18 protein-coding genes and 2 pseudogenes are annotated in these 14,533 nt (G+C 37.4%); 6 read left to right on the forward strand and 14 right to left on the reverse strand.

Annotated elements, in window-relative coordinates; genetic code table 11:
* Positions 1 to 38: 38 nt before the first annotated feature.
* The gene (locus MUW56_RS21835; RefSeq protein ID WP_292015187.1) at positions 39 to 1,529 is read right to left on the reverse strand and encodes a PLP-dependent aminotransferase family protein; all 1,491 of its coding nucleotides are present in this window, start codon (positions 1,527 to 1,529) and stop codon (positions 39 to 41) included.
* A 66-nt stretch (positions 1,530 to 1,595) separates the two neighbouring features.
* Here MUW56_RS21835 and MUW56_RS21840 point away from each other — a divergent pair, with 66 nt between their 5' ends.
* The 6 genes from MUW56_RS21840 (at position 1,596) to MUW56_RS21865 (ending at position 7,204) form a co-directional block, all read left to right on the forward strand.
* Positions 1,596 to 2,219, forward strand: coding sequence for a hypothetical protein (locus MUW56_RS21840; RefSeq protein WP_292015188.1), 624 nt, complete (start codon positions 1,596 to 1,598; stop codon positions 2,217 to 2,219).
* Positions 2,212 to 3,312: an aminotransferase class I/II-fold pyridoxal phosphate-dependent enzyme gene (locus MUW56_RS21845; protein WP_292015189.1), complete on the forward strand. Its 1,101-nt coding sequence runs from the start codon at positions 2,212 to 2,214 to the stop codon at positions 3,310 to 3,312. The genes MUW56_RS21840 and MUW56_RS21845 overlap by 8 nt, the downstream gene beginning before the upstream one ends.
* Before the next feature lie 103 nt (positions 3,313 to 3,415).
* Entirely contained in the window at positions 3,416 to 4,114 is a 699-nt protein-coding gene (gene bioD, locus MUW56_RS21850; protein ID WP_292015190.1) for a dethiobiotin synthase, read from the forward strand.
* Complete coding sequence (bioB, locus tag MUW56_RS21855) at positions 4,114 to 5,097, forward strand: biotin synthase BioB (RefSeq protein WP_292015191.1); 984 nt, start codon at positions 4,114 to 4,116, stop codon at positions 5,095 to 5,097. The genes bioD and bioB overlap by 1 nt, the downstream gene beginning before the upstream one ends.
* A 120-nt stretch (positions 5,098 to 5,217) precedes the next feature.
* On the forward strand, positions 5,218 to 6,507 hold the full coding sequence (gene bioA, locus MUW56_RS21860) for an adenosylmethionine--8-amino-7-oxononanoate transaminase (protein WP_292015192.1): 1,290 nt from the start codon (positions 5,218 to 5,220) through the stop codon (positions 6,505 to 6,507).
* A gap of 547 nt (positions 6,508 to 7,054) precedes the next feature.
* Entirely contained in the window at positions 7,055 to 7,204 is a 150-nt protein-coding gene (locus MUW56_RS21865; protein WP_292015193.1) for a hypothetical protein, read from the forward strand.
* Positions 7,205 to 7,251: 47 nt separating this feature from the next.
* On the opposite strand, the gene MUW56_RS21870 is transcribed toward MUW56_RS21865, so the two are convergent.
* The 13 genes and pseudogenes from MUW56_RS21870 to MUW56_RS21925 form a co-directional block, all read right to left on the reverse strand.
* Positions 7,252 to 7,632: a hypothetical protein gene (locus tag MUW56_RS21870; RefSeq protein WP_292015194.1), complete on the reverse strand. Its 381-nt coding sequence runs from the start codon at positions 7,630 to 7,632 to the stop codon at positions 7,252 to 7,254.
* Positions 7,629 to 8,480: a hypothetical protein gene (locus MUW56_RS21875; protein ID WP_292015195.1), complete on the reverse strand. Its 852-nt coding sequence runs from the start codon at positions 8,478 to 8,480 to the stop codon at positions 7,629 to 7,631. Before MUW56_RS21875 ends, MUW56_RS21870 begins: the two co-directional genes overlap by 4 nt.
* Positions 8,464 to 9,072: a hypothetical protein gene (locus tag MUW56_RS21880; RefSeq protein ID WP_292015196.1), complete on the reverse strand. Its 609-nt coding sequence runs from the start codon at positions 9,070 to 9,072 to the stop codon at positions 8,464 to 8,466. Before MUW56_RS21880 ends, MUW56_RS21875 begins: the two co-directional genes overlap by 17 nt.
* Positions 9,069 to 9,383: a hypothetical protein gene (locus MUW56_RS21885; RefSeq protein WP_292015197.1), complete on the reverse strand. Its 315-nt coding sequence runs from the start codon at positions 9,381 to 9,383 to the stop codon at positions 9,069 to 9,071. Before MUW56_RS21885 ends, MUW56_RS21880 begins: the two co-directional genes overlap by 4 nt.
* 183 nt (positions 9,384 to 9,566) lie before the next feature.
* Positions 9,567 to 9,620: a hypothetical protein gene (locus MUW56_RS22925; protein ID WP_367118574.1), complete on the reverse strand. Its 54-nt coding sequence runs from the start codon at positions 9,618 to 9,620 to the stop codon at positions 9,567 to 9,569.
* Between the two features lie 8 nt (positions 9,621 to 9,628).
* A pseudogene (locus MUW56_RS21890) lies at positions 9,629 to 9,898 on the reverse strand (NTF2 fold immunity protein); the annotation flags it as partial.
* Position 9,899: 1 nt separating this feature from the next.
* The gene (locus MUW56_RS21895) at positions 9,900 to 10,496 is read right to left on the reverse strand and encodes a DUF4329 domain-containing protein (protein ID WP_292015460.1); all 597 of its coding nucleotides are present in this window, start codon (positions 10,494 to 10,496) and stop codon (positions 9,900 to 9,902) included.
* 36 nt (positions 10,497 to 10,532) lie between these two features.
* A pseudogene (locus MUW56_RS21900) lies at positions 10,533 to 10,691 on the reverse strand (RHS repeat-associated core domain-containing protein); the annotation flags it as partial.
* A gap of 32 nt (positions 10,692 to 10,723) precedes the next feature.
* The gene (locus MUW56_RS21905) at positions 10,724 to 11,389 is read right to left on the reverse strand and encodes a hypothetical protein (RefSeq protein WP_292015199.1); all 666 of its coding nucleotides are present in this window, start codon (positions 11,387 to 11,389) and stop codon (positions 10,724 to 10,726) included.
* Positions 11,386 to 12,216, reverse strand: a complete 831-nt coding sequence (locus MUW56_RS21910; RefSeq protein WP_367118550.1) for a JAB-like toxin 1 domain-containing protein — start codon at positions 12,214 to 12,216, stop codon at positions 11,386 to 11,388. The genes MUW56_RS21905 and MUW56_RS21910 overlap by 4 nt, the downstream gene beginning before the upstream one ends.
* Entirely contained in the window at positions 12,159 to 13,019 is an 861-nt protein-coding gene (locus MUW56_RS21915; RefSeq protein WP_292015201.1) for a hypothetical protein, read from the reverse strand. The genes MUW56_RS21910 and MUW56_RS21915 overlap by 58 nt, the downstream gene beginning before the upstream one ends.
* A 270-nt stretch (positions 13,020 to 13,289) precedes the next feature.
* Positions 13,290 to 13,655: a hypothetical protein gene (locus MUW56_RS21920; protein WP_292015202.1), complete on the reverse strand. Its 366-nt coding sequence runs from the start codon at positions 13,653 to 13,655 to the stop codon at positions 13,290 to 13,292.
* Between the two features lie 244 nt (positions 13,656 to 13,899).
* Positions 13,900 to 14,523, reverse strand: a complete 624-nt coding sequence (locus tag MUW56_RS21925) for an RHS repeat-associated core domain-containing protein (RefSeq protein ID WP_292015461.1) — start codon at positions 14,521 to 14,523, stop codon at positions 13,900 to 13,902.
* Between the last annotated feature and the right edge of the window lie 10 nt (positions 14,524 to 14,533).

Here is a 14,533-nt window from a genome sequence, read left to right on the forward strand (position 1 = left end):
ATTTTTCATATTAGCTTATCAATCTGCTCAGTTCTCCATCATCCAATCAATAATTTTGCATTGCCGGAGAAAACTTCAATACTTTTCTCCATCTCTTCACAATTCAAATCTCCGAACCCCAGTCTCATTGCGGTAAGCTGCTTATTCTGGTAAAGCAGGGTTTTGGGAATAAAAAGATTCTCCCGGATGCAGGTTCTGCTGAGCTGCATCAGGTTAATGGGAATATTCCATTCCAGCCAGATAGCCAGGCCTCCTGAAGGCTTCTGAAAGGTAATGAAATCGCCTAAGTTTTCCTCAAGCAAAGTGGCAAGATAATCCCGTCTTTCCTGATACACCTTTAACGATTTTTTCAAATAGCGGCTGATTTCCCCCTCTGCAATCATTTCGCCGAGGGCCCTTTCCATCAGAATATCTCCCTGACGGTCTATAATTCCAAGGTATTTTCTCATTTCCACCATCAAATTTTCAGGAGCGACAATAAATCCGGTTCTGAATCCAGGGGCCAGCGATTTGCCGAAAGACCCGATGTAAATGACCATTCCATTTGTATCTGCACTGGCTAAAGGAAGAATCGGACTTTTATCATAATGAAATTCATAGTCATAATCATCTTCAAGAATGATAAATCCATATTCATGGGCAAGTTCCAAAAGTTCCAGCCTCCTCTGGGCACTTAATGCCACTGTTGTGGGATAATGATGGTGCGGGGTAAGATAAAGCATTCTTATTTTCTGCCTGTTGCAGGCTTCCCGGACACGTTCCACAATGATTCCGTCTTCATCTATGGGAATAGAAACCATCTGAACCCCGGTTTTCATAAAGATCATATTGACTGAAAAGTAACTTAGAGCTCCCACTAAAACCACATCTCCGGCAGAAAGAAGAATTTCGGAAACAATATAAATACTCATTTCCGTGCTGCGGGTGATCAGGAGATTATTTTTAGAAATAGGCAGCCCGCGGGATAAATTGAGATATCGGGATAAATGTTCTTTAAAAAACTCACTCCCGTCATGATTATAATGTCCTGATATTTTCTGATGAGACTTGCGCTTAAGAATAGAACTGTAAAAACGGGAATGCTGGCCAATCTGAGTGAGCCTGATATCCGGGACTCCATCATTAAAGACATATTGACAATCTGAATGTTCGAACGGATTATCCAGAATATTGGATTTTTTAAACGAAAAACCGGTAGTTTGAGGATAGTTTTGAAGATTATTTTCTTCAAAATTGTTCATTTTAACAGGCTTTTCCTGATCTTTTCCAATGATAAAAGTTCCTTTATTGGGGAAACTCTCGGTCCAGCCCTGGGCGGACAATTCATCATAGACTGCTACCGCAGTATTCCTGTGAATATCCAGCATCTCACTGAACGTTCTTGTTCCGGGAAGTTTGGTGCCAAAAGGTAAGAAACCTCTTTGGATCGCATTGATCAATTGATTGGCGATTTGCAAATAGATAGAAGTTTCTGATTTTCTATCAATTTTTATAAAACTCTCATAAGGGATTCTAACCGGACTATTCATAATATCAAAACTGGCACCATTCAACCATCCGGCAATATACTACATTTGACATCAAAATAAAAATCTATGGAATTTCATCACTTGTTAAAAAGAATTGTACAGGAAGACAGTATCCATGCCAAGTGGCTGAATACCCTTTCTTTTATGGAAAACGCCGGTGCAAGGAAAATATCTAAGTGTGAACATCCGGTCTCGGTAACGTTGATCCAACTAAAACATGCCGCTGAAGAGCACCGTCACGCTTATTACCTTAAAAAACAAATTGGGAAAATAGACCCGGAGCTGTGTAAAACGTATGAAAATAAAGAGCTTCTTGCTCCGACAGCAACCCGTCAGTATCTTCACTCGCTGGATATCAAAGCCTGCAGATATCTTCAGGAGGCTTTTCAGCTTTCTAAAGAAGATTTGAAATATGCCGCTTATCTTTTTGTCACTTATGCTATTGAAGTTCGTGCGGATGAATTATATCCGGTATATCAGGATATTCTCACCAAAGAGTCTTCAAGAATTATGGTAAAATCTATTATTCTGGAAGAAGAAGGGCATCTGGAAGAAATGATCAATCAATTAAATGAATTCTCAGCAGACTGGAAACTCCATGCAGAAAACATTCTGGCCATAGAAAAAGGACTGCATAGCCAATGGATTAATGCAATAACAGAAGAAGTATCTCCTTTAAAGTATGCCTAATCATTTTGAGGAAGCCCTTGAGCGGAGAAAGTCCGCCGGGAATTTACGGCTCTTAAAACCCAAATCCGCCGGAATTGATTTTTATTCTAATGATTATCTCGGACTGGCAAGAAATAAGGATCTTCAAAATATACTGTTGACAACAGTTACAGATAACCCGGAACTGCTGTCCGGAAGTACAGGATCCAGGCTTATCAGCGGAAACAGCAGTATAGCCGTTGCCGCAGAGAACTTTATTGCCCGGAAGCATCAATTTCCAGAAGCATTGCTTTTCCCATCCGGTTATAATGCCAATTTAGCGCTTTTCTCTACGCTTCCTACGCGTCATGATACGATTATCGCAGACGAGCAGATCCACCGATCCGTACATGATGCCTGTCAAATGTCCAATGCCGGAAAAGTTAAATTCAGGCATAACGATCTGAAAAGTTTGGAACGTATTTTACAAAGGCATGAAGGCCATTGCTACATCGCCATAGAAAGCCTTTATTCCATGGAAGGAGATTTTGCCCCGATCCAGGAGATCGCGGGACTTGCTGCTAGGTATAAGGCCGGTTTATTGGTTGATGAAGCCCACGCTTTCGGAGTTATTGGTTATGGATTGATTGAGAAATATCAGTTACAAAACGATGTTACAGCCGCCGTGATCACTTATGGAAAAGCTTTGGGAGCGCATGGAGCAGCGATACTCTGCAGCGAAGCGATAAAGTCTTATCTGGTCAATTTTGCATCCCCATTCATTTATACGACTTCAGCACAGGATTTTCAATGGATGAGTATACAAAAAGGATATGAATTCTTAGGGAACAACAAAGCGCTATCTGAGAAACTTCAGGAAAATATTAAAACTTTCAGAAACCAAGGTTTGAAATCACCGTCGTCAGAAATGAGCCCTGTTCAGGCTATATTGATCCCTGACAATCAAAAACTTAAATCAATACAAGATACTTTATCTGAAGAAGGGTTTTTAACCTATGCCGTATACAGTCCGGCAGTAAAAGAAGGAACAGAAAGACTCAGAATATGTCTGCACAGCTTTAATACGGAAGCGGAAATTATAAGGCTGGCAAAAATTATTAAGGAATTTTATTAAAGGGGAAAGCTAAACAGTGAAAAAGGCAGTTAGCATTTGTTAATCAGACATCAGACATCAACCATATCATATCAATACTCTGTTTTTTATAAAAAATTAAACGATGAGACCGCAACAGACAAATATCTATGAGCACAAGCCTTTTTGCGATTTCACAAGTTTACCTTTTACCATCGATATTAACCATATGAAATTATTTATAACAGGAATAGGAACCGAAATAGGAAAAACAGTCTGCTCAGCTATTTTGGTACAGCATTTTAAAGCAGATTACTGGAAACCCATACAATCCGGGGACCTTCATTATACAGACAGTCATAAAATTGAAACATGGACAGATGATACAGTCTGCCATCCGGAAACTTACCGCTTGAAACTGGCTGCATCACCCCATCAATCTGCCCGGGAAGAAAATAAACAGATTCATCTGGATGATTTCCAATTACCGGAAACTGAAAAACCATTAATTGTAGAAGGGGCAGGAGGGGTAATGGTTCCCCTTTCAGAGGATTGTTTTATGATTGATCTTATAGAAAAATTAAATCTTCCGTCAGCTCTTGTTATCAGAAATTATTTAGGATGCATCAATCACAGCGTATTGTCCATTATGGCACTGCAGCAACGAAACATACCATTGGACTACCTGATCCTCAACGGTGTGTTTCCGGCTGATACAGAAAGAGCTATTTGTAATTTCGTCAAAAAAGAAACAAAAATCATCAGGATCCCTGAACTTGATCATCCAGATAAAGAACATATTAAAACCAATGCAGAACAACTTATAATAACAAATTTAGGATAATGGATACGAAAACGAAGATCAGACACGACTGGACTAAAGAAGAGATTGAAGAAATTTATCATTTACCTTTAATGGAACTGATTTATAAGGCAGCTACCATACACCGCGAATGGCATGATCCTTCCGAAGTGCAGATTTCCACTTTATTATCAATCAAAACGGGAGGATGCCCCGAAGACTGCTCCTATTGCGGACAGGCAGCCCGTTACCATACCAACATCAAAGTACAGGCCCTGCTTCCTACCGAGACCGTAATTGCCCATGCTCAGAAAGCGAAAGATGCCGGATCTTCAAGATTCTGCATGGCGGCAGCATGGCGTGAAGTTCGTAACAACAGAGATTTCGACAGGGTAATCGATATGGTAAAAGGAGTGAATGAGCTAGGGCTGGAGGTATGCTGTACCCTTGGAATGCTTACGGAAGAGCAGGCTATAAGGCTTCAGGAAGCAGGTTTATATGCTTATAATCACAATCTTGATACTTCGGAACAGTATTATGAAGAAATTATTTCCACAAGAACCTTTGACAACAGGATCAATACGATCAATAATGTCCGAAAAGCAGGAATCACCGTATGTTCCGGAGGAATCATTGGATTAGGGGAAACTCATAGAGACAGAATTTCAATGCTTTTAACGTTAGCGACAATGGCTAAACATCCGGAATCAGTGCCTATCAATGCGTTGGCCAGGGTAGAAGGAACACCTCTCGAAAATAATGAAAAAGTAGATCCATGGGAAATGGTAAGAATGATTGCAACGGCAAGAATTGTTATGCCTTCCTCTATGGTAAGACTAAGTGCAGGACGTATAGAAATGACTGAGACTGAGCAGGCATGGTGCTTTATGGCAGGTGCCAACTCTATTTTTACAGGGGAGAGAGAAACCTTATTGGTCACTCCTAATCCTGGAGTATCTGAAGATATGCAGATGCTGGAAACACTTGGACTTAAGCCCATGATGAAAAAAGAAACCTGCTGCTAGAAAAGCGTTAATGATAAAGTATGAATTATGAGTTTTTGGATCCTGATCTTGAGTATTCTGAAGCTTATTATAATACTACTGTCTGATTTCTTAGAGCATTAATCTATTTTACATCAATACATGAACACAATATTACATTCCGGTCTCCAGCAAAGAGACAAGGCCGTCAACTGGCACCCTTATACCCAAATGAAAACCGCAGATCATGCCATTCCCATTGTGAAAGGCAAAGGGATCTATCTCTATGATGATGAAGGAAAGAAATATATGGATGTCGTTTCTTCATGGTGGGTTACTTTACACGGGCATTCCCACCCTTATATTGCACAACGTGTTTTCGAACAACTAAATACGCTGGAACAGGTTATTTTCGCCGGATTTACACATGAACCCGCCATACAGCTTTCAGAAAATTTATTACAACTTCTGCCTTCAAACCAGGAGAAAGTTTTTTACTCTGACAATGGCTCTACTGCAGTAGAAGTAGCATTGAAAATGGGGATTCAATATGCCTACAATCAGGGACAGAAAAAGACTAAAATCCTGGCTTTTAAAAACGCGTACCATGGGGATACGTTCGGGGCCATGTCTGTGAGTGGAAAAAGCTTTTGGACCAAACCTTTTGAAAGTATGCTTTTTGAAGTCATTTTCATTGATACCCCGAATGCTGAGAATCTGGAATGCTTACAATCACAGATTAAAGATCTGGCAGAGGAAACAGCCTGTTTTATCTATGAGCCTCTGGTGCAGGGCGCTGCCGGAATGCTGATGTATCATGCTGAAGATCTGAACAGCCTGATGAAGATCTGCCGAGAATATGGAATTCTTATGATCCAGGACGAAGTTTTTACAGGTTTTGGGAGAACCGGGAAACTCTTTGCCGCTAATTACCTTACAGAAAGACCTGATATGATGTGTTTTTCAAAAGGGTTAACGGGAGGTACGATGCCTATGGGAATCACCACGTGCACCCAGGACATTTATAATGCTTTTTTATCTGATGACCGTCATAAAACCTTATTTCACGGTCATTCCTTTACAGCCAATCCTTTAGCCTGTACTGCTGCGCTGGCCAGTATGGAATTATTACTTAAAGAAGAAACTCAAATGAACATCAAACGCATCACCCATCAACACACCGAGTTTGCAAAAATCCTTGCTTTTTATCCTCAGGTAGAAAAGGTCCGCCAGATCGGAACTATTTTAGCTTTTGATTGTAAAACCGGATACAGCACATCTTATTTTAATGAGATAGGAAAAAAACTTTATAATGAGTTTTTACAGAGAGGAATTATTATGCGGCCATTAGGAAATGTCATATACCTGGTGCCGCCTTATTGTATCTCTGCTGAAGAATTGGATGTTGTATATCAGAATATTCTGGAAGTCTTAGATAAGTTTAAAGACTAAAACAGCTCATCTAAAACAGAATTTTATTAACCCTTATCGATTTTTAAAATCTATAAGGGTTAATAAAATGCAGTATTAACAGAAGTCATTAAAGTTGCTGTTCTGTATTTTTAACTTTTATCAATTCCTACAGTTCCTCTTTATAGAACTCACTTAAATGTTGACTGGAAAAATGGGAAGGAGACGGTAAGTAATTTAGTAAAATTCAAATAGGAGAGTTGTGGTTCTGCTGCATTGCTGAAATAGAGTTATTTCCAGACATAAGATAAGTAAACATTGGTAGATGCTTTTCTGCCAACGGATCTACAATGCCCCATCTTCCCAGCTCCGGCAATACATCCTTGCCCCATAATCATACGGATAAACTTAATCGTTGTTTGATTGCGGAGATTTCCATAAAATAAAAATATTTTAAAATTTTTACGTTCTCATATTTGTCCCAAAAGTCACAATTACGAGAATGTAAAACAAGTCTTATTCGAGTATTCCGCCTGCGGATGCGCTTAAAAATATTGCGGATGCTTTAGGGATTTCTAGTGATGCTTTGTTGAACGATGAAACAGTTTCTATTAAAGATAAAGAACTTCTGAAAAAGTTTGAAGCAATACAGGAAATGAACGAAGAAGATAAAGCTTTGATTACAAGATTTCTTGATCTTACTATTCGGGATTTTAATGCAAGAAAAGCTTACAAGTAAGTTCTACTATAAAAATAAAACCCTTGCAAATTGCAAGGGTTTTATTTTTATTTTCTTTTTAATATTATATGGTTCTCTAATTCTAATTTATCTTTGTTTTTTACATTTATTTTAAAATCTCGCTGATTCATATAAGCATTTGATAATTTATCAGTTATACTTTCAGTATCTAAACATTTCAAAAATAAAAATCCATCTTTCAGTTCCCAAATACCACTGCATCTGGGTGAAGCATCTTGGAATCGTTGAAACATACTAAACTTATTTTCCTTTTCAATATTAAGAGTATATTCATAACCAAACTTATTTTTTGTTGATAGTTTCTTACAATAAAAAACTCCAACAATATTATTTTCGTCTATTTGCTGAATAGAAGCACAAGATGAACATAATAATAAACACAAAATAAAAAATACTATTCTCATCATTTCTTATGGTAGACGGAAGGGTCTGTTTTTAATACAAAATTATTTGGTAAGCTTTGCAAAACGGTCGCTTGGTGGGGATATGCCTTTATCAAATCAGATTTTGTAGAATTCATATTAATAGGTGATACCCCTATGTTTGCTCTTCCTCCAGGATTATACAAAGTACCGCCATCTAAACCTTGCACCCAACCTGGTGTAATATTACCAAATGAATTTGCTGTTACTCCTGATGTTGAAGATAAACCCGACACTGATGATGGATTATATCCAAACTGTGCTTTATATCCTGCTACTTCATCTTGAATATCTTGTCCTACAACTTGGCCGGTGTTACTGTTAAATCCAATATCTCCACTTTCAAATTGACCTGCGTGTGTCGTTTCGTGAACAAAATTTGCAGTACTTCCATATGCAATTACTATGTTATTTGTAGTTGTGTCAAGAGTAATTCCTCCAGTAGTTCCGGTTCCTATACCTGATAAGCTATAAACCTGCTTACTACTTTCCAAATTTCCTAAATTAGAAATAGTTCCATTTAAACTATTAACACGATCTTGCATATTACCAATCTTTCCCGCAAGCTTTTCCGCACTCCATCCTTTTTCTGCAGCTTTCTTATTTAAATCATTAATATTTTTTTGCAGTTTATCTCTTTCTGCAGTTACTGCTAATTTTTGCTTATCCCATTCTTTTTGGCTTCCAGATTCTATTTGCATTCCGTCTGGATCTACAAAATTAATAGGACTGTTTACCGTATAAGTATAAGGTGACCATCTTCTAAATTTTTCTGCCAGCGGGTCAATCACGCCCCATCTACCAATATCAGGCATATTAGAACCTTGCGCCATAATCATACATTCCAGTCTCCTGCAACTCTTTACCATTGTATTTGTACTGATACGCATTCTGAGTGGTAGCTGTATAATTATGCAGTAACCCAAAAGGATAATAATTATTCACTTCCACAATCTCTCCGGGTTTCCAATAATCAATACAGATGGGCAGCTCAAATGGAGGGTTGTAGTTCCCGCTGCATTGCTGGACAAAGTATTGTCTTGGCTGGATGACTCCATCTCTGTTGGTATCCGTATAACTTAATCTTATATTGCCCAGATGGTCTGTATAATTATAAACATATAAACTATTCAGAGCATCATAATACCCTTCGGAAGTAGGAATGATCCGTAGTTTCATTACGGCAACTTCATTGGGGTCAGGGAGTGTCATGACTTCTCCTGTTCCTTCCTCTGACGGCTTGGTAGACTTATACTGGAACCCGTCCAGATAATCTGTTTCTATATCTCCAAAGAGCTTCTTCACTTTTACGCCGTCTGCCCTGTAGGTATAATGGGTGACCTTAGAGTTCTGGGTAATCTGTTTGGGTAAATTTAAATAATTATATTGAATGGAGGAAATCCCTTTATCGGCATGACCGGTCATGTTTCCATTCCCATCAGTACTGCCATTATCATATTCAAGGGTATTGGGGTATTGGGAGTGGTTATATACGGATAGCCCAAAGGGTTCTGCTGTTCATCGGTTATTTTATTCAGCCTGTTTCCTGTGTAATCATATTTCAGATTGTCTATGACAGTGGCAAAGGTATTGCCGGATAAAACGCCTTCTGATCTTTTCAGCCTGGTAATATTGCCGTTTAGATCATACTCCATTTTTTCAAAATATTCTCCGGAGGCTTCACTTCCTGATTGTTGATAGAACCCTGCGGAAAGCCTGTTCAGGGAATCATACACGTAACCGTATCTTTTTAAGGGTTCATTTTCCTGAGTTAAGGTTTTCCAGGATACTTCGGCTATGTTTTGATTTTCCCATAAAACTGCACCTAAAAAGTGTCTAACTTTTTGGGGACAGTCTATTTTGCGAGGGTTATTTTATTATTGCTCATGGATTACAAAGCCAAGAGATCGGGAGCCCCTTTACTTCTCGTGAATAACTTTTAAAATCTTACCATCTTTTTTTTGAATTTCAATATATGGAACACCCCCTTTCTATCATGAAGTGTACCATTAACAATCCATACATTATTTACTAAAACAGCTTTATAGGGTAGAAAATGATCTATCTTATTCCCATATATAGAATACCAAACAGCTTGAGCTATTTTTACTGCAGTTTCTTCATTAGGAACATAATCAATGGTGTTAATATTAGAATTATTCATAGGTTTATTCGTCATATCAGATTTATTCAACGATTTACAGGACGCAAAAAGAGAAAATATCGATAATATTAAAAATACATTTTTCATTTTAAGGAGTTGTTACTGGTTGGTTATTATTAGGTATTGACTGTGAATTTGGAGTATTCACAGGATTTATGGGCGGTGGTGGTGGCGGAATTACTACTGGTGGAGCTGGCGGTAATGGTGAAATTGAAGGCGTCGGTGTTGGGGAAACATTATTTAATCTAGCAGGGTCATTCGGATCACTTGGTAAATTTGTACTCAACGTTGTAATATTTCCTGTTGATGGATCATACTTTTGTAATGATCCGTTTGGTGTCGCAACATAACCGATCAACCCTGTTCTGTTATTATCCCCAACATCACCGCTTGTAGAAGTTAAATTGTTCCCAGTAGTGGAACCTGAAAAAATATTATTTGCGTAATTAACATCGTATGCTGCATGAGTATGAATATCACCAGTAGCGGTATTTCCTGATGGAGCAGGACTAGGAGTTACTGAAGCTCCTGTCGTCCCAACATTTGGTACTGAATAAGCAAATAATGTAATTGAAGTACCATTCACGATGGTCGTTGAGCTATATATAGTAGAGCCATATTCCTGATTGACATTAATAGAAGTGCCATTATATTGTTGCCCAAAATTTTCCGCTGCTGTATCCATAGAGCCAAATAATACACCTGGTTCTAATCCCTCCAACTCTACAGCATTAATTACAATATTTCCACTAAAGGCATAAGGCGTCCATTTTCTATATTTATCTGCAAGCGGATCTACATTAAAAAACCTTCCTACATCCGGCATGTAATTTCTCCACTTAAAACTATAGAATCCAGTCTCCTGCAGCTCCTGTCCTTGGTACTTATACTGATAAACTAGAGTTAACTATTTTATTTTGGGTATGTATGAAACTTATATTCCGAATTCTTTTTATTTGTTCCTTTATATTTTGTCTGGCTGACTGGAATTTCCTTTGCATCAACTCCATACCAAATTTCCATAAAAGTCACTAAATCAAAAGTATTTACCCGAACGGGAATAAATTTATCGTTTAGTTTATCTAAACTAATTACATTAACAACTCTATCCCAATTAAATTCATCTCCTTTTTCATATTTAAAAAATTCGGATTTCATCAAATCTTTTTTGCTGATCTGAACATGATTAGATAATTGTTTCATTTGCTCCTTATCAAAATATTTAGACCCCATCACAAAAACTAATATAATGTTTTTTGAATAATTAAAATACAATCTTTCATTTTGAAAGTCCGATTTAAATTGCCCTTTATCACTCAATTCTGCATACTGAGTAGGAATATAAGTAGAATAATAAATACCTAGATTTTCAATCTCAAGAAGGTCTTCAAATTCAAAGGTTATAAAAATTACACTATTTTTAATTTTATTGGGAATAGTATTAGTTTTATTAAAATACTCTAAACTTCTTTGAATTTCTTTTTTTACTTTTTCATCTTTCACAAAAGATAATTTATCTTCTTGAGCTGATATGATACCTGATATTAAAAGGAGTATTAATAAAATATATGATTTCATCGTGCAACTGGAATTAAGTTAGGTAATTTTATTTGTCCTGCATTGGATTTTGTTGTAGCTCTATTTATTCCGGTTTTTGGATCTTTTTCTAACCAATATGGAACAAAATAATTTTCTCTCATATTACTTCCTGCTCCTGTATAGTATATAAAGTTATAAATCCCATCTTTAGATATGTAATTATCATGTTCTTGAGCTTTTCTTGTGAAAGGGTGAGTATGCCCCGCATAGAAAAGATTATCATATGTAAGACCTTCTGCTCCAAAATTCCAAGGCGCGGTTACCCGATTTAGTTTGTGTGAAGTTCCGACTAAAAATGTGTCATCTTTTTCTGTTCTAAATCCTCCTATTGTCCACTCTACACGACTGTTGTCCGCTGCAAATTGAAAAACTCTTCTTACATCTACAGAATTTGTTGTTGTACCGTGACTCAAACCATTACCATCTTTACCCGAAAGCTGGCTGATAAGGGTTCCGTCAGAAGGACTACTTTTATCTACTTTCACATAATCTTGGTTTTCTTTTCCTACTCCTTCTGTTGCTTTTTGTGCATTGCCGTTTTCATCTTTTACGGCATTTCCATTGGAATCACTTTTAGCTTTGTAAAGTCTATCAAAATTATCATCTGTCTTTTGAATTAAGCTAACATTTCCATTATCATCAACACCATAATCGTCATAATTCATTCCATTAGAATCTACGTAGAAAATAGGGTTATTCCCAGATATATGATAAGTAGACATTGGTTGATATTTCTCCGCCAATGGATCTACCACACCCCATCTCCCAATATCCGGCATATAAAACCTCGCTCCATAGTCATACATCCCAGTCTCCTGCAACTCCTTTCCATTGTACTTATACTGATACGCATTCTGAGTGGTAGCTGTATAATTATGCAGTAACCAAAAGGATAATAAGTATTCACTTCCACAATCTCTCCGGGTTTCCAATAATCAATACAGATGGGCAGCTCAAATGGAGGGTTGTAGTTCCCGCTGCATTGCTGGACAAAGTATTGTCTTGGCTGGATAATACCGTCTTTATTGGTATCCGTATAGCTTAATCTTATATTGCCTAAATGATCCGTAAAGTTGTAGATGTATAAATTACTAAGCGCATCATAATATCCTTCCGAGGTAGGAATGATCCGTAGTTTCATTACGGCAACTTCATTGGGGTCAGGGAGTGTCATGACTTCTCCTGTTCCTTCCTCTGACGGCTTGGTAGACTTATACTGGAACCCGTCCAGATAATCTGTTTCTATATCTCCAAAGAGCTTCTTCACTTTTACGCCGTCTGCCCTGTAGGTATAATGGGTGACCTTAGAGTTTTGGGTAATCTGTTTGGGTAAATTTAAATAATTATATTGAATGGAGGAAATCCCTTTATCGGCATGACCGGTCATGTTTCCATTCCCATCAGCACTGCCATTATCATATTCAAGGGTATTGGGAGTGGTTATATATGGATAGCCCAAAGGGTTCTGCTGTTCATCGGTTATTTTATTCAGCCTGTTTCCTGTGTAATCATATTTCAGATTGTCTATGACAGTGGCAAAGGTATTGCCGGATAAAACGCCTTCTGATCTTTTCAGCCTGGTAATATTGCCGTTTAGATCATACTCCATTTTTTTCAAAATATTCTCCGGAGGCTTCACTTCCTGATTGTTGATAGAACCCTGCGGAAAGCCTGTTCAGGGAATCATACACGTAACCGTATCTTTTTAAGGGTTCATTTTCCTGAGTTAAGGTTTTCCAGGATACTTCGGCTATGTTTTGATTTTCCCATAAAACTGCACCTAAAAAGTGTCTAACTTTTTGGGGACAGTCTATTTTGCGAGGGTTATTTTATTATTGCTCATGGATTACAAAGCCGCAATATCAGTTTTTCAATAAAATTAATCTTCAGACCTGTAAAAATTCAGTACTTCACCTGTATTTTTATTAATATTGATATAGATCTTGCAATATCTACAATTATAGCTCTTTATAATAATATGCCAGACTTTGTTATCTGCAATCAAACTAATCTTATAAGGCTTCGACTTTTCAGGATCTAATAATTCTCTTTTCCTTATAAGAATATCTACATATTTGATTACAGTTTCTTCATCAGGTATAATATCAGTACCGTAACGATCTACAAACTTACAAGGAGGTTGTTCAATTCTCCTCTTTGTATCCTTACATTTTTCGTTTTTGATCTGTTGTGCTACTGCCCATAACGGTAAGAAACATATAATTAATAAAATCTTCTTTAGCATAATTAGTATCTTTTAGGTTGTTCAGGATCAAATCCTTTAGGTAATACATTAGGCATATTTGTAGGCGGAACATTATTAAGTCTTAAAGATCCAGAAGCAGGGTCAGAAGGCAAATCTTTAGCAACAGGAAGGTCATAATTTTTTATAGGTACTCCGGCTGAATTTGTTTTTGTAGAATCAGAGTTATTACTAACCCCAGGTGTATATTCTCTTAATCCTCCATCTGGTGTAGCAACATACCCAGTTACAGGTTTTCCATAGCCCTTTCTTCTTTTTTACCATTTCCATCATATAACTCATTTTCATATGATGCAACATCCCTATTTGAAAATTCGTTTGCACTGCTATAATCTTTTCCATCCATTTTTATAACATCAGTATCCCCACTATGAGTATGTCCATCACCTACAATTACAGCATTTTTATCTACTTTTGATACTTCACTTGGATTTACTTTATCTGTAAAACCTTGTGTTCCAGTTTGTGGAACTACATAGCTATAGTAAGTTTCTCCATTTTTATCAGTTGCTTGATAAAAAATTGTATAAACTTCCACGTTATAGTTTATAGATAATCCATTATATTGCTTCCCAAAGTCATTAGCAGCCGCTCTTAAAGTTTTAAATCTATCTCCCGGATCTAAGGCTTGTCTTCCATCCGGATCAATAAACCTTATTGGATTATTGTATGCATACGTATATGTTGACCAACGTTTGGAAGTTTCCGCCAGAGGGTCAATCACACCCCACCGTCCAATATCCGGCATATACATCCTCGCCCCATAGTCATACACTCCCGTCTCTTGTAATTCTTTACCATTGTATTTGTATGCCTTATATGAACCTACCCCAAAAAACTGTTGCCAGATTTCAGATGAT

It is taken from the genome of Chryseobacterium sp. (genome assembly GCF_022869225.1).
Lineage (GTDB): Bacteria > Bacteroidota > Bacteroidia > Flavobacteriales > Weeksellaceae > Chryseobacterium.